This window comes from Mesorhizobium marinum, assembly GCF_040813675.1.
Lineage (GTDB): Bacteria > Pseudomonadota > Alphaproteobacteria > Rhizobiales > Rhizobiaceae > Mesorhizobium_K > Mesorhizobium_K marinum.
In genome coordinates this window covers 1,036,710-1,050,555 of sequence record NZ_JBFOCI010000002.1, presented here as the reverse complement: position 1 = coordinate 1,050,555, position 13,846 = coordinate 1,036,710, and the positions used below count along the sequence as shown (strand labels likewise).

The following is a 13,846-nucleotide window of genomic DNA, read 5'->3' as shown; positions in this document are numbered from 1 at the left end:
GATTATTGCGCCTGGAGCATTTCTGTCCAGATATCCTGCATCTTCTTGTCGAGGTCGGCGTCGGGCGCCGGATAGGCCTGCGCGCGCGCCAGGAATTCCGGCTGCTCGTCGAAGCGCAGCGTCTTCTTCTCGTCGTCGCTGAGCGCCGCCTTGGAGTTCGCCGGCATGCCCCAGTAGCAGGAGGATGTGGCGAGGCGCGCCTGCCCTTCGGGGCTCATCACATACTGGATGAACTTCAGCGCCAGATCCTTGTTCTTCGAATCCTTGAACATGGCGAGCGCCTGCGACCACAGAACGGCGCCCTCCTTAGGGATCGAGAAGTCGAGCGCGGGGTTCTCCTTCGCCAGTCCCGCCGTCACCCATTCGCCGCCGCCGACGAGGATGTCGACCTCGCCGGTTGCCAGCGCGGTCTGGCTGGCCACCACCTCGCCGACCAGCTTGGCGTTGGCCTTCATCTTCATCAGCTCGTCACGCAGCGCCGGGAGGTCGGCTTCCGTGAGATCGGCGGTCTTCTTGCCCAGCGAAAGCGCCGCCATGCCCATCACCGGCAGGTAGTAGTCGTAGATGGCGATGCGGCTCTTGTATTTGGGGTCGGTCAGCGACGCCATCGACTGCATGTCGGCGACGTCCACCTTGGTGTTGTTGAAGCCGATCGTATTGTAGCCGAACTTCTCGGTGATGCCGTAGCGCTTGCCATCGACGAGCGTCGAGGCGTCCATCTTCACCTCCGGGAACAGGTCGGCGAAGGGCAGCTGGTCCTCGGGCAGCGGCTCGAACAGCCCCTTCTCCACGCCGCGCGGAACGTCGATGGAATCGATCACCATGACGTCCCAGTCGCCCGGCTGCGATTGCTCGACCAGCGCGAGCCCGGCCCCCGTGCCCTCGAATTCCTTGACGTTGACCTTGACGCCGTTCGCCTCCTCGAAGGGCTGGAGGAGCGCCGGATCGGCGTGGTCGCACCAGATCAGCGCGTTGAGCTCCTGGCTGAGCGCCGGCGACGCGGCGACGACGGCGAGCGCCGCGACTGCGAATGTGGCGGCGCGGGCATGCATGCGGACGAGACGGTTCATTGCGGTTCTCCCATTGCCGTTCCGGCTGTTTGCGAAAAAACTGAACCAGTTCTAAACTTGAGTCAATTGCAGTTTGGGAGGGGCATCGTCTCGGCGTATGAGCGGGTTGCGCGAAAAACACCGTGCCGACAGGGACCGCCGCATCATCGAGGCGGCGGCGGTGCTGTTCCGGCAGTCGGGCTATGAGGGCGCCAAGATCGAGACGATCGCCGCCGAAGCCGAGGTCTCGGTCGGCACGATCTACAACTACTACCGCAACAAGGGCGACATCCTGGTCGCCATCGTCTCGATGGAGGTCAACGAGGTTCTCAACGCCGGGCGTGGCGTCGTCGCGATGCCGCCGACGAACGTCGCCGACGCGATCGACACGCTGATCGGCATCTATATCGACCACTCGCTGATCTATCTGTCGAAGGCGATGTGGCGGCAGGCGATGGCAACCTCGACGCAGCAGCCCGACAGCCCGTTCGGCAAGACCTATGCCGCGCTCGACCGCGGCCTGACCGACCAGACCTGCGAACTGGTCGAGCGGTTGCGCGCGCTCGGACTGGTCAGGCAGGAGGTCGACGTGCGCGCGGCCGGCGAGATCGTCTTCAACAACATGAACATGATGTTCACCGAGTTCGTGAAGGACGAAGCGATGCCGATCGCGATGCTGCGCGCTGCGATCCGCAGGCAGAACAAGATCCTGGTCGGCGCCATCAAGGCGTAAGCCACTGCTTACCTTTGCATCAGGATCGTCGGGACGCCATGGTACGCGGTCCGTTGCCTTTCGCGGTAGCCGGCCTTGTGCGCCACCGCCAGCGACGCCGCATTGTCGGGATCGATGATGCAGACCGTGCTGGCGAAGCCGGGCCGGTCCTGTGCCCACTCATGGATGCGCCGGACCACCTCGGTGGCGATACCGCGGCCATGGACCGCCGGCAGGAACGCCCACCCGGCTTCCGGCGTTCCCTCGAAGCTGGGGACGATGTCCCGCTTCATCTCGTGGAAGCCGGCCTCGCCGACCAGCCTGCCCGTCGCCTTCTCCTCGACGATCCAGAGGCCGTAGCCGACGAGTTGCCACATGCCGGCGTAGCGCAGCATCCTGATCCAGCTTTCCTCGCGCGTGCGTGCCACGCCGCCGATGAACCGCGTCACGACAGGGTCGGCCCAGAGGGCAGCATAGTCGTCGAGGTCTTCGAGCCTGTGCGCCCGCAGGACAGTGCGCTCGGTTTCGATGGTCGGTGGCGTCGTCATGTGCAGATCCCCGGTGCCGGGAGGCTTTTGCAGTAGGCTGCGAAAGATGCCAAGGGCCACCGGCGGCGCTTTCGGGTGGCAGGAATTGCGTCGATGACAGGCGGGCGGGCGCCTCAGCCGCGCCAGGCCATGTTCATGTAGACGCCACCGCGTTCCAGTTCCCGCAGCATCTGAGCCAGACGCTTTTCCCTGGTCGCTTCGCGCTTCGCCGCCGCCATCCAGCCCAGATAGTCGTTTTGCTGGTATGGCGGCCGCGCCTCGTAGGCGGCCGTCAGGCCGCGCGCCTTCAGCGCGGCGCGCACGGCGTCTGGCATCGGATGAAGCGCGCGTCTCAAGCCTGTCATCCGGCCACTCTAGACAGCGCACCGGCCGTGGCAACTGACAGCCACTGTCAGAATGGACATCGGCGGCCAAGCGGCTACGTTGAGGCTGCGGCCTGAACCGCGGGCCAGCGCGAACCGGAACAAGGATCGGACATGGACGTCGTCGACCTGATTCTCGCCATCCTGCACCACTTCCTCGTCTTCGCACTGGCGGGCCTGCTCGCGGCGGAACTGGCGCTCATCCGTCCGGGGCTTTCTGGACGCAATCTCGGCCTGGTCGGGCGCCTGGACGGCGCCTATGGCGGCGTCGCCATGGCCGTCATCGTGGTCGGTGTCTGCCGGGTGATCTTCGGCCTCAAGGGCTGGGAGTTCTATGTCTCCAACCATGCGTTCTGGGGCAAGATGATCGCCTTCGTCATCGTCGGCCTGCTTTCGATCAAGCCGACGATGCGCATCCTTACCTGGCGCAGGAGCGGCGCGGACGCCGTCCCGGACACCGAAATCCTCGCCGTCCGCTCCTGGCTCAAGGGCGAGGTCTTCTTCCTCGCGCTGGTGCTGGTGTTCGCCGCCGCCATGGCGCGCGGCTTCGGCGCCTGACGGTCAGCCCGGTTCGGCCGCCAGCTCGACCAGTGGCGCCGGAATGCCGCTGGTCTTTTCGGCCGCCTTGCAGATGTCGGCGATCACGCAAGCGCCGCAATCCGGCTTCCGGGCCCTGCAGACATAGCGCCCGTGCAGGATCAGCCAGTGGTGGGCATGGCGCATGTATTCTTGCGGGATGATGCGCACGAGTTCGTCCTCGACCGCCTCGGGCGTCTTGCCGGGAGCCAACCCCAGCCGGTTGCCGATCCTGAGGATGTGCGTGTCGACGGCCATGGTCGGCTGGCCGAAGGCCATGTTGAGCACCACATTGGCGGTCTTGCGGCCGACGCCGGGCAGTTTCGTGAGGGCGTCGCGGTCGTCCGGCACCTCCCCGTCATGATCGCGGATCAGCGCCTCGGACAGGGCGATGACGTTCTTGGCCTTGTTGCGCCAGAGCCCGATCGTCTTGATGGTTTCGCCGACCCTCTGTTCGCCGAGCGCCAGCATCTTCTGGGGCGTGTCGGCGACTTCGAACAGGGCGCGCGTCGCCTTGTTGACGCCGGCGTCGGTCGCCTGCGCCGAGAGCACGACGGCGACGAGCAGCGTGAAGGCGTTGACGTGCTCAAGTTCGCCTTTCGGCTCGGGCCGCTGGACGGAGAAGCGGCGGAAGATCTCGTGGACCTCCGCCGCCGTGTAGCGCGAACGCCGCTTCGGCGGACGCGCTACACGCTTTGCGCCGGCTGGCTTGCGGGCCGCGGGTGCGGCGGTTTTTCGCTTGGGCTTTTGCATCGCCCCTCTATAATTGCGCGGCATGAGCGAGACAAACGCTGCTGACGAACCATTCTTCCGGGCCTTGCTGACGCCGCACCGCTCGCTGGGCCGCACCGGGTTCGCCATCCTCATGGGCGCGCTTCTGTTCGGCTGGCTGGTCACCGGCGCGATTTTCCTGGCGCACGGCGCATGGCCGGTCTTCGGCTTCTTCGGTCTCGATGTCCTGCTCGTCTATGTCTGCTTCAGGCTGAACTATCGTGCCGCCCGGGCGCGCGAGGAAGTCTCGGTGTCGCGCACCAGCCTCGACATCACGAAGATCGCGCCGTCGGGTCGCGCCGAGGCGCACCACTTCAACCCGTTCTGGGCGAAATTCGCGATCGCCAGGCACCAGGAAATCGGCATCACGCGCATGGCAGTCGAGGGACAGGGGCGGTCGGTGGCGATCGGAGGCTTCCTCAATCCCGACGACCGCGAGAGCTTTGCCGCCGCCTTCTCGCGCGCGCTGGCGACGGCGAAGAGGCGGTAGACGGACCGTCGGCCGCCGCAGGAATCGGGTGGAGAACGGCGCCGGGACGCCCGATAGTCGCGTTCAAGGAGAACATTGCCATGAACGCCCTGATGCCTATGAATGCCCGCATGCCGATTTCCGCCAGCCTCGAGACCGACATCACGCCCGAAGGCGACGACTACGAGACCGTGCGCCGGGTGATCGAGAAGATCAGCCTCGACTATCGCGACCAGCCGTCGCTGGACGAACTCGCCGCCGAGGTCGGCCAGTCGCCGACCGCGCTGCAGAAGCTGTTCACCCGCTGGGCCGGGCTTTCGCCGAAGGCTTTCCTGTAGGCGGTGACGCTCGACCATGCGCGGCGCCTGCTGGACAGCGGCATGCCGCTCCTCGAAGCCTCCTACGAAGTCGGCATGTCCGGTCCCGGGCGGCTGCACGACCTGTTCGTCACCCACGAGGCGATGTCGCCGGGCGACTACAAGACGCGCGGCGCCGGCCTGACCATCCGCTACGGCTACCATATCTCGCCGTTCGGCGTGGCGCTGGTCATGGTCACCGAGCGCGGGCTCGCCGGCCTCTCCTTCAACGATCCCGGCCACGAGCGCGAGGCCTTCGCCGACATGTCCGGACGCTGGCCGAATGCGACCTATGTCGAGGACATGTCCGCCACCGCCCCCTACGCGGCGCGCATCTTCGACCCGTCGCGCTGGCGCTCGGAGGAACCGCTGCGCGTCGTGCTGATCGGCAGCGACTTCCAGGTCCGCGTCTGGCAGGCGCTGCTCAGGATCCCGATGGGTCGGGCGTGCAGCTATTCCTCCATCGCCTCCGAGATCGGCGCGCCCGCCGCCAGCCGCGCCGTCGGCGCTGCGGTGGGCGCCAATCCGATCTCCTTCGTCGTGCCCTGCCATCGGGCGCTCGGCAAGTCCGGCGCGCTGACAGGCTATCATTGGGGCCTGACCAGGAAGCGGGCGATCCTCGGCTGGGAGGCCGGCCAGCTGTCCGCCTGAGCTTCGACCTACGGAAGCGCTGGAAAATCGCCGGCGCAGGAGATAGCTTCCCGGCGCAATCCGGGAGGCATTCTTGATCACCGTCGTCGGCTCCATCAATCTCGATCTCATCGCCAATGTCGAGCGACTGCCCGACCCCGGCGAGACCGTCCGCAGCGGTGGCTTCGCCACCGCGCCCGGCGGCAAGGGCGCCAACCAGGCGCTCGCCGCGGCCCGCGCCGGCGGCGAGGTGCGCATGATCGGGGCGGTCGGCAAGGACGGCTTCGCCGCGGAAGCGCTCGCCTGCCTCAAGGAAGGCAAGGTGCAGCTGTCGGGGGTGCGCGAGGCCGCCGCGGCCACCGGCATAGCCCTCATCTTCGTCGATAGCAGGGGCGAGAACGTCATCGTCGTGGCGCCCGGCGCCAACGACACGGTGCTGGCCGGCGACCTCGCCAGGGCGAATTTCGAAAAGGGCGAGGTCGTGCTGCTGCAGTTCGAGATTCCGCTCGCAACCGTCGAGGCGACGCTGGCGGCGGCGGCCGAGGCCGGGAGCACCAGCGTGCTCAACACCGCGCCCTTCCGCCCCGAGGCGGCGAAGCTGCTGGCCATGGCGGATTTCATCGTCGCCAACGAAACCGAGTTCGATCTCTACGCCGACGCGCTGCAGCTTGAGGGCGACGGCAGGCAGGCCCGCATGAAAGCGTTCGCCGACCGGACCGGCCGGACCGTCATCGTGACACTCGGCAGGGACGGCGTGATCGCCACGACGCCCGATGGCGAACTGACGGTGCCGGCGCTGGAGATCACCCCCGTCGATACCGTCGGCGCCGGCGATACGTTCTGCGGCTACCTCGGCGCCGGGCTCGCGGCCGGACTGCCGCTCGAAGAGGCGCTGCGCCGCGCGGCCGCGGCCGGCTCGCTCGCCTGCCTTAAACCCGGCGCGCAGCCGGCCATCCCGCATGCCAAGGAGGTCGATGCCGCCTTGGGCGAGGCGGCGCGGTGACTGGAGCGCACCCGGGCGCACGCCTCGCATGGTCCTGCCTGCTGGCGGCCTGCATGGCGACGCATCCCTTCGCCGCGCGAGCCGACTGGAAGCCGGTCGAAAAGGACGTGCCCTACAAGATCGCCGGCAAGACCGGCCCCGAGCTCTATGCCTCGATCGGCGAACGCGGTCCGAAGGCCGGCGTCGGGCGCGCCATCGCCTTCACCAATTTCAAGCTGACCTGGCAGCGCGACTACCGGCCCCAGCCGGACGGCGCCTGCACGCTGGCGACAGCGCGTCCCAAGCTGATCATCAGCTATCACCTGCCGGAGCTGGAAGGGGAACTGCCCGAGCCGGTCGCAACGAACTGGAAGGTCTTCATCGACGGCGTGCGCAAGCATGAGGCGGTGCACGGCGAAATGATCGTCGACATGGTGAAGCAGATCGAGGCCTACAGCATCGGTCTTTCGGCCGCCGACGATCCCGGCTGCAAGAAGGTGCGGGCGAAGCTCCAGGAGCGCCTGCCGTCCATCTCGCAGGCCCGGCAGCAGCGAAGCCGCGACTTCGACCGCGCCGAGTTGAGCAATGGCGGCGCCGTGCACCAGCTCGTTCTGAACCTCGTCAACGGCGGCTAGGTCGCGCGGGCGGGGCCGGCCTTCGGCCTGCGATTGCGGCGAAACGATTGGACCGGCTATCTTCTCCGTGCAGCGGCGAAGGAGACATGGCCATGCGGCTTTACCGATTTCTGAGCGGCCCCGACGATTCCACCTTCTGCCACAAGATCACCGCGGCGCTGAACAAGGGCTGGCACCTCTACGGTTCGCCCACCTACGCCTTCGACGGCGAGACGAAATCCATGCGTTGCGGCCAGGCGGTGGTGAAGGATGTCGACGGTATCGACTACGATCCGGGGATCGCGCTGTCGGACTACTGATCGGCGCTTTCCTCGATCCGTTCCATGTCGTCGTCCGAGAGGCCGAAGTGGTGGCCGATCTCGTGGATCAGGACATGCGTGACGATCGCGCCGAGCGTCTCCTCGTTCTCCGCCCAGTAGTCGAGGATGGCACGGCGGTAGAGCGTCACCCGGTTGGGGCCCTCGCCCGTCTGCGGGTTCCAGCGTTCGGCGATGCCGCGCCCCTCGAACAGGCCGAGCAGGTCGAAGGGCGTCTCCAGCGAGAGGTCGTCCATGATCTCGTCGGTGGGGAACTCGGCGACCTGGATGACGATTTCGCCGGTCATCGAGCGGAACTGCTCGGGAAGGTGCGCATAGGCTTCGAGCGCGAGCAGTTCCATCTCCCCCATCGAGGGCGATAGCTGGTCGTGCCATGAACGGGTCTGGTAGATTCGGGCCATTCTTTTTCCTTTGCGGGAGCATATAGCCGTTCGTCCCCGCCGTTTCGAGGCTGTTCGGCGAATAAGGAAAACACCCGGTCCGGCAGACATGCGAGAAGAGGAATAAATTCTTTTCGGACTCCGCTTGACTCCTCCCGCCGGCTCTGGAATCTATAAGAACATAACAGGAACATTTTCGAACGAGACAACGTCATGGCCACGTCAGCCTTGGCGCGGGAAACCATTTCGTCCTTGCGCCACCGGATCGCGAAGATCGAAGGCCGCCTCGCCGAACGGCTCGGTCAGGCGGGACCGGAAGACGTCGATCTTGCGCGCCGCCACGGGTCGATCATTCCGGCAGGCGGCCTCCTCCCTACCGGCGCTGCGCGGTTCGACGCGGCGCTGGGCGGCGGCGTGCCTGCGACGGGACTCACCGAGATTCATGCGCCAAAAACCCGCGACGCGGGCGCCGCCGCCGGCTTCGCGCTGGCCCTCCTCCGGCTTGTCCTCGAGGCGCGACAGGCGCCGCTTCTGTGGGTCGGCATGGCCGAAAGCTTTCGCGAGGCGGGCTTTCCCTATCCGCCCGGCCTCCGGTTCCTCTACGGCGTCGATGCCTCCCGCCTCCTGGTCGCGCAGGCGGAGAAGCTGGCGGATGCGCTATGGATCGCCGAGCAGGCCGCCGCGCTCGATGGCTTCTCGGCCGTGCTCCTGGAGACCCGCGGCGCTTCCGCCCATCTCGATCTCACGGCGACGCGCCGGCTGCATCGCCGCGCCCGCGACGCCGGCCACCCGCTGTTCCTGCTGCGCCAGACGGCGCGGCCGGAACCGACCGCGGCGCCCTTCCGGCTCATCGTGAAATCCGCCCCCGCCAGCCTGCGCCGTATCCTTGGAAAGCCTCTCGCCCGCTCGATCGGCCCGCCCGCATTCGAGGTCGAGATCAGCAAGAACCGAACCGCTCCACCCGCCTTGTTCACATTGGAATGGAACAGCCATGCACGCGCCCTTCAGGAAAGAGCGGCGGAGAATCCTGTCCCTGTGGTTCCCGCATCTGAGCACCGAGCGCCTGCTGCGGCAGCGGCTGGGACGCTCCTGGCGTTCGCTCCCGCGCCAGGGCCGGCCGCCGCTGGTCGTCAGCCGCCAGGAAAACAACACCCAGCGCATCGCCGCGCTGGATGAGGAAGCCGAGCGCCTCAGGCTGAAGGTCGGCATGGGCATCGCCGACGCGCGCGCCATGTATCCGGCGATCGAGATCGTCGCGGAGGACCCGGCGGCGGACCGCAGGCTGCTCGAGGCCCTGGCCGACTGGTGCGACCGCTACACGCCGCTTGTGGCGTTCGACGGAACGGACGGCCTGTTCCTCGACATCACGGGCTGCGCACATCTCTTCGGCGGCGAGGAAGCCTTGCTCGACGGCATCCTCGCCAGTTTCTTCGAACAGGGTTTCCGCACGCGGGCCGGGCTTGCCGGGACACCCGGCACGGCCTGGGCGGCGGCGCATTTCTCGCTTCCCGGAAAGACCCTGGAGGACGGCGACGAACGATCCTTTCTGGAAGACCTTCCGCTTTTCGTCCTGAGGCTCGAGCCGAAAACGATCGCCAGCCTCGAAAGCGTCGGCTTGCGCACGGTCGGCTCCGTCATGGCCGCGCCGCGCGCGCCGCTCGCCCGCCGCTTCGGCGCCATGCTGCTCCTGCGGCTCGACCAGGCGCTGGGCGAGGTCGAGGAAGCCGTCTCCCCGCGCCTGCCCGTTCCCGCCCTTTCGGTCGAGCGGCATCTCGCCGAGCCGATCGGCCTCGTCGAGGACATCGAACAGCTGATACCCAAGCTCGCCACAAGCCTGAAGCAGGACTTCGAACGGCGCGGCGAGGGTGCGCGGCTGTTCGAACTGCTGCTTTTCCGGGTCGATGGCGCGGTGTCGCGCATTGCGGCCCGCGCATCGCTGCCTTTGCGCGAGCCGGTTCCGGTCGGCCGGCTCTTCCACGAAAGGCTGGCCGCGCTCGGCGCGGCGCTCGAGCCCGGATACGGCTTCGATCTCGTGCGTCTTTCGGCGTTCGAGACGGCGGCGCTCGACACGCCGCAGGCCGATCTCGACGGCAAGGCGGCCGCGGCGGACGAAGACGTCGCGCTTTTTTCCGACCGGGTGCGCGCCCGTCTCGGCCGGGCTGCGATGCTGATGCCGCTTCTCGTCGACAGCCATCTGCCCGAACGCGCCGCATCCCTCGTCCCTGCCGACGGCGGACCGCCGGAACGCAAGGCGCCGGCCGTTCCGCGGGAAAACGACGACTATCCCTCCCGCCGGGCGCCGGAACGCCCGTTGCGACTGTTTTCCCGTCCCGAGCCGATCGACGTGCCGGTGACGGAAATCCCGGAAGGGCCGCCGCTCACGTTCCGCTGGCGCCGCGCCATGCACCGCGTGGCACGCGCCGAAGGCCCCGAGCGCATCGCGCCCGAATGGTGGCTGCAGCCCGCAGCCGAGGCTGCGGCGGACATCGCAGGGGACGGAGGGAAGGACCGCAGGAAAGCCGGAAGACAGGCGGCCGAGGACGCCGGGACGGCGCGGCTGACCCGAGACTATTTCCGCGTCGAGGACGCGGACGGCCGCCGCTACTGGCTCTTCCGCGAGGGCCTCTACGGCAAGACGGACGCCGTTCCGTGCTGGTACCTGCAGGGCGTCTCGGCATGAACGCGCCTGCGGTCCCGCCCTATGTCGAATTCGGTGTCCAGTCGAGCTTTTCGTTCCTGCGCGGCGCTTCGATGCCGGAGGAACTCGTGCTGGGCGCCTTCGGCCTGGGGCTGGCCGGCATGGGACTGGCCGACCGCAACACGGTGGCCGGCGTGGTGCGGGCCTGGAGCCAGTCGAAGGCGGTTGCGACCGGCCCCGGCGGTACGCCCGTCGCCTTTCCCTACCACCCGGGCAGCCGGCTGGTCTTTGCAGACGGCACGCCCGACGTGCTCGCCTACCCCCGGGACCGCAAGGGCTGGGGCAATCTGTGCCGGCTCCTGACGCAGGCGAACCTGCGCGACGACAGCCCGAAGGGCGCGCCGCTCCTCTACCGGAGCGACCTCGATGAGTGGGGCGACGACATGTCGCTCGCCGTTTTGCCTGATCTCGATGCCGGTCCCGACGAGACCCTCGCCCTCCTGCATGGCCTCGTCGACCGTTTCTACAAGAACATCCGCCTCGCCGTGGCGCCAGCCTATTGCGGCAACGACCCTCTGAGGCTGGAGCAGGCGGCGGCCCTCGCCGGGGCGGCCGGCATGCGGCTGATGGCGACCAGCGACGTGCTCTATCATGCCCCCGGGCGACGGCCGCTGCAGGACGTGCTCACCGCGATCCGGCTCGCCGTTCCGGTATCCGACGCCGGCTTCGAGCTCTGCGCAAATGCCGAACGGCACATGAAGGCGCCGGCGGAGATGGCGCGCCTGTTCCGGAACCACCCGGAAGCGCTCGCCGAGACGATCCGTTTCGCCGGCGAACTGAAATTCTCCCTCGACGAACTCAAGCACAACTATCCCGAGGAAACCACGGCCGAAGGCGTCGACCCGCAGGTCGAACTGGAGCGGCTGGCATGGGAGGGCGCCGCAGCCAGGTATCCGGGGGGCGTGCCCGGAAAAGTGTGCGGCCTGCTGCGGCACGAACTGGCGATCGTCGCCCTTAAGAAATACGCACGCTACTTCCTCACCGTGCACGACATCGTCCGCCATTCGAAGACGATCGGCGTTCTGTGCCAGGGGCGCGGTTCCGCCGCCAACTCCGCGATCTGCTTCTGCCTCGGCATCACCGACGTGGACCCCGAACGCAGCGAGGTGCTGTTCGAGCGCTTCGTGTCCGTCGAACGCGACGAGCCGCCCGACATCGACGTCGATTTCGAGCACGAGCGGCGCGACGAGATCATCAAGTACATCTACGAGAAATACAGCGAAAAGCGCACCGCGCTCGCCGCTGCCGTCATCAGCTATCGCGGCCGGTCTGCGCTGCGCGAAGTGGCCAAGGCGATGGGCCTGTCGGACGATATCCGCAGCGCCATGTCGGGCTCGATCTGGGGCTGGTGGTCCTCCTCCCTCGGCGAAAAGGAGGCCAAGGCCGGAGGCCTCGACCAGGCCGATCCGCGCACCGGCCACGTCATCGCGCGGGCCAACGAGATCCTCGGCTTCCCGCGCCACCTCTCCCAGCATGTCGGCGGCTTCGTGATCACCAGGGACCGGCTCGACGAGATCGTGCCCATCGTCAAGACAGCGATGGACGAACGCAAGATGGTCGAGTGGGACAAGGACGATCTCGACGCGGTCGGCATCCTCAAGGTCGACATCCTGGCGCTCGGCATGCTGTCCTGCCTGCGGCGTTGCTTCGATCTCCTGAAGCAGCATTACGATGCATGCAATGAAGGCGGCGAGCCCATAGCCTCTCTTGCAGCGCTCCCGGCGGAACAAACCGAAGTCTACGACATGATCTGCCGCGCCGACACGCTCGGCGTCTTCCAGATCGAGTCGCGCGCGCAGATGTCGATGCTGCCCCGCCTGAAGCCGAAGCGTTTCTACGACCTCGTCATCGAGGTTGCCATCGTCCGGCCGGGCCCGATCCAGGGCGACATGGTGCATCCCTATCTGCGCCGGCGCATGGGGTTGGAAAAAGTCGAATATTTCAAGCCCGAGCTCGAAGCGATCCTGAGCCGCACCCTGGGCGTTCCCCTCTTCCAGGAGCAGGCGATGAAGATCGCCATCGACATCGGCGGGTTTTCCCCGAGCGAGGCGGACAAGCTGCGCCGCGCCATGGCCACGTTCAGGCGCAACGGAACCATCCACCTTTATCGCGACAGGATGATCCGGGGCATGGTCGCGAAGGGCTACCCCGAAGAATTCGCAAACCGCTGCTTCAGGCAGATCGAGGGGTTTGGCGAATACGGCTTTCCCGAAAGCCACGCCGCCTCCTTCGCGCTGCTCGTCTATGCCTCCTGCTGGTTCAAGGCCTTCTATCCCGACGTCTTCTGCGCCGCGATCCTCAACTCCCAGCCCATGGGCTTCTATGCGCCGGCCCAGCTCGTGCGCGACGCCCGCGACCACGGCGTCGAGGTTCGCGCGGTCGATGTCAATCTTTCCGCCTGGGACTGCATGCTCGAGCCGGACGGATACGATCCCGCCCGCATTCTCGACCGCCACGCCGGAATGCGCGGCGTCATCAGGACCGCTCATGCCGTGCGGCTCGGTTTCCGCCAGATAAAGGGCCTGTCGGAGGCCCGCATGACCCTGCTCGTCGAGCGCCGCGGCGACGGCTACGCCAGCGTACGCGACGTCTGGCTGCGCTCCGGCCTCGACGTCGACGAGATCGAAAAACTCGCTCAGGCCGACGCCTTCCGCTCGACCGGCCTCGACCGCCGCGCCGCGCTCTGGCAGGTCCGCGCGCTCGACCGGAAGTCGGCGGTCGAGACCATGCCGCTGTTCGACAGGCCGGGCCTCCGTCTCCCGGACAATGAGCCGGCCGTGGCGCTGCCCGTCATGCCCGCCGGCGAGCATGTGATCCACGACTACCGTGCGCTCAGCCTTTCGTTGAAGGCGCATCCGGTGTCGTTCCTGCGCGCGCGGCTCGACCGCGCGGGCGTGACACCCAATGAAGGGCTCGTCTCGGTGAAGAACGGTCGCCGCGTCTGCGTTTGCGGGCTGGTCCTGGTGCGTCAGCGGCCGGGCAAGGGCAACGCCATCTTCCTGACTCTGGAAGACGAAAACGGGATCGCCAACATCATCGTCTGGAAGCGCGACTTCGAACGGCTGCTTCCGGTCATCATGGGCTCCAGGCTGATCCGCGTCGCCGGCAGGCTGCAATGCGAATCGGGCGTCATCCACATCGTCGCGGAAAGCATGGAGGACATGACCCCCTGGCTTGCCGACCTCTCCGAGAAGGCGCAGTCGATCGACAGCCTCGCCCGCGCCGACGAGATCAGGAGACCGGGGACGGATTCCCGCTTCCGGCCGCGACGGTCCCGACAGCCGACGCCGCCGGCCGACAACGATCTTTTCGCGGAAGCGAGCAGGGCGATGCCGAAAGGCCGCAATTTTCAGTAAGCGCC

At 67.3% G+C, this 13,846-nt stretch carries 14 protein-coding genes and 1 pseudogene; 10 read left to right on the top strand and 5 right to left on the bottom strand.

Features of this window, described 5'->3' with window-relative positions:
* Nucleotides 1–2: 2 nt before the first annotated feature.
* Nucleotides 3–1,070 carry a polyamine ABC transporter substrate-binding protein gene (locus tag ABUE31_RS10685; protein WP_367723511.1) on the bottom strand — a complete coding sequence of 356 codons (1,068 nt, stop codon included), beginning with the start codon at nucleotides 1,068–1,070 and terminating at the stop codon, nucleotides 3–5.
* 97 nt (nucleotides 1,071–1,167) lie between these two features.
* Between ABUE31_RS10685 and ABUE31_RS10680 the strand changes: the two genes are divergently transcribed.
* The gene (locus ABUE31_RS10680; protein ID WP_367723510.1) at nucleotides 1,168–1,782 is read left to right on the top strand and encodes a TetR/AcrR family transcriptional regulator; all 615 of its coding nucleotides are present in this window, start codon (nucleotides 1,168–1,170) and stop codon (nucleotides 1,780–1,782) included.
* Nucleotides 1,783–1,790: 8 nt separating this feature from the next.
* Here the strand turns inward: ABUE31_RS10680 and ABUE31_RS10675 are convergent, their stop codons facing one another.
* Entirely contained in the window at nucleotides 1,791–2,309 is a 519-nt protein-coding gene (locus tag ABUE31_RS10675) for a GNAT family N-acetyltransferase (RefSeq protein WP_367723509.1), read from the bottom strand.
* Between the two features lie 113 nt (nucleotides 2,310–2,422).
* Nucleotides 2,423–2,653 carry a YdeI/OmpD-associated family protein gene (locus tag ABUE31_RS10670; RefSeq protein ID WP_367723508.1) on the bottom strand — a complete coding sequence of 77 codons (231 nt, stop codon included), beginning with the start codon at nucleotides 2,651–2,653 and terminating at the stop codon, nucleotides 2,423–2,425.
* A gap of 132 nt (nucleotides 2,654–2,785) precedes the next feature.
* Here ABUE31_RS10670 and ABUE31_RS10665 point away from each other — a divergent pair, with 132 nt between their 5' ends.
* Complete coding sequence (locus ABUE31_RS10665) at nucleotides 2,786–3,229, top strand: DUF2214 family protein (protein WP_367723507.1); 444 nt, start codon at nucleotides 2,786–2,788, stop codon at nucleotides 3,227–3,229.
* A gap of 3 nt (nucleotides 3,230–3,232) precedes the next feature.
* Here the strand turns inward: ABUE31_RS10665 and nth are convergent, their stop codons facing one another.
* Entirely contained in the window at nucleotides 3,233–4,000 is a 768-nt protein-coding gene (nth, locus tag ABUE31_RS10660) for an endonuclease III (RefSeq protein WP_367723506.1), read from the bottom strand.
* 22 nt (nucleotides 4,001–4,022) lie between these two features.
* On the opposite strand from nth, the gene ABUE31_RS10655 reads away from it, so the two are divergent.
* From ABUE31_RS10655 to ABUE31_RS10635, 5 genes and pseudogenes are all read left to right on the top strand, one after another.
* A complete protein-coding gene (locus tag ABUE31_RS10655; protein ID WP_367723505.1) occupies nucleotides 4,023–4,508 on the top strand; it encodes a DUF2244 domain-containing protein in 486 nt (161 codons plus the stop codon).
* A gap of 98 nt (nucleotides 4,509–4,606) precedes the next feature.
* Nucleotides 4,607–5,494 (top strand): annotated as a pseudogene (locus ABUE31_RS10650) (methylated-DNA--[protein]-cysteine S-methyltransferase).
* A gap of 73 nt (nucleotides 5,495–5,567) precedes the next feature.
* Nucleotides 5,568–6,476, top strand: coding sequence for a ribokinase (locus tag ABUE31_RS10645; RefSeq protein WP_367723504.1), 909 nt, complete (start codon nucleotides 5,568–5,570; stop codon nucleotides 6,474–6,476).
* A 53-nt stretch (nucleotides 6,477–6,529) separates the two neighbouring features.
* Nucleotides 6,530–7,090, top strand: coding sequence for a DUF922 domain-containing Zn-dependent protease (locus tag ABUE31_RS10640; RefSeq protein ID WP_367723503.1), 561 nt, complete (start codon nucleotides 6,530–6,532; stop codon nucleotides 7,088–7,090).
* Nucleotides 7,091–7,182: 92 nt separating this feature from the next.
* Nucleotides 7,183–7,389 (top strand): DUF1737 domain-containing protein, encoded by a 207-nt coding sequence (locus tag ABUE31_RS10635; protein ID WP_367723502.1) that lies wholly within the window; start codon nucleotides 7,183–7,185, stop codon nucleotides 7,387–7,389.
* On the opposite strand, the gene ABUE31_RS10630 is transcribed toward ABUE31_RS10635, so the two are convergent.
* Nucleotides 7,383–7,808: a metallopeptidase family protein gene (locus tag ABUE31_RS10630; RefSeq protein WP_367723501.1), complete on the bottom strand. Its 426-nt coding sequence runs from the start codon at nucleotides 7,806–7,808 to the stop codon at nucleotides 7,383–7,385. The genes ABUE31_RS10635 and ABUE31_RS10630 overlap by 7 nt on opposite strands.
* A gap of 192 nt (nucleotides 7,809–8,000) precedes the next feature.
* Here ABUE31_RS10630 and ABUE31_RS10625 point away from each other — a divergent pair, with 192 nt between their 5' ends.
* From ABUE31_RS10625 to ABUE31_RS10615, 3 genes are read left to right on the top strand one after another with little or no spacing between them, the layout of a single operon-like run.
* The gene (locus ABUE31_RS10625) at nucleotides 8,001–8,963 is read left to right on the top strand and encodes an ImuA family protein (protein WP_367723500.1); all 963 of its coding nucleotides are present in this window, start codon (nucleotides 8,001–8,003) and stop codon (nucleotides 8,961–8,963) included.
* Nucleotides 8,956–10,467 carry a Y-family DNA polymerase gene (locus tag ABUE31_RS10620; RefSeq protein WP_367723628.1) on the top strand — a complete coding sequence of 504 codons (1,512 nt, stop codon included), beginning with the start codon at nucleotides 8,956–8,958 and terminating at the stop codon, nucleotides 10,465–10,467. The genes ABUE31_RS10625 and ABUE31_RS10620 overlap by 8 nt, the downstream gene beginning before the upstream one ends.
* Nucleotides 10,464–13,841 carry an error-prone DNA polymerase gene (locus ABUE31_RS10615; protein WP_367723627.1) on the top strand — a complete coding sequence of 1,126 codons (3,378 nt, stop codon included), beginning with the start codon at nucleotides 10,464–10,466 and terminating at the stop codon, nucleotides 13,839–13,841. Before ABUE31_RS10620 ends, ABUE31_RS10615 begins: the two co-directional genes overlap by 4 nt.
* The last annotated feature ends 5 nt before the right edge of the window (nucleotides 13,842–13,846 follow it).

Coding starts and splice junctions, on each gene's coding strand:
- ABUE31_RS10685 (WP_367723511.1), bottom strand. CDS start 1,070: ATGAACCGTCTCGTCCGCATGCATGCCCGCGCCGCCACATTCGCAGTC.
- ABUE31_RS10680 (WP_367723510.1), top strand. CDS start 1,168: ATGAGCGGGTTGCGCGAAAAACACCGTGCCGACAGGGACCGCCGCATC.
- ABUE31_RS10675 (WP_367723509.1), bottom strand. CDS start 2,309: ATGACGACGCCACCGACCATCGAAACCGAGCGCACTGTCCTGCGGGCG.
- ABUE31_RS10670 (WP_367723508.1), bottom strand. CDS start 2,653: ATGACAGGCTTGAGACGCGCGCTTCATCCGATGCCAGACGCCGTGCGC.
- ABUE31_RS10665 (WP_367723507.1), top strand. CDS start 2,786: ATGGACGTCGTCGACCTGATTCTCGCCATCCTGCACCACTTCCTCGTC.
- nth (WP_367723506.1), bottom strand. CDS start 4,000: ATGCAAAAGCCCAAGCGAAAAACCGCCGCACCCGCGGCCCGCAAGCCA.
- ABUE31_RS10655 (WP_367723505.1), top strand. CDS start 4,023: ATGAGCGAGACAAACGCTGCTGACGAACCATTCTTCCGGGCCTTGCTG.
- ABUE31_RS10640 (WP_367723503.1), top strand. CDS start 6,530: ATGGCGACGCATCCCTTCGCCGCGCGAGCCGACTGGAAGCCGGTCGAA.
- ABUE31_RS10635 (WP_367723502.1), top strand. CDS start 7,183: ATGCGGCTTTACCGATTTCTGAGCGGCCCCGACGATTCCACCTTCTGC.
- ABUE31_RS10630 (WP_367723501.1), bottom strand. CDS start 7,808: ATGGCCCGAATCTACCAGACCCGTTCATGGCACGACCAGCTATCGCCC.
- ABUE31_RS10625 (WP_367723500.1), top strand. CDS start 8,001: ATGGCCACGTCAGCCTTGGCGCGGGAAACCATTTCGTCCTTGCGCCAC.
- ABUE31_RS10615 (WP_367723627.1), top strand. CDS start 10,464: ATGAACGCGCCTGCGGTCCCGCCCTATGTCGAATTCGGTGTCCAGTCG.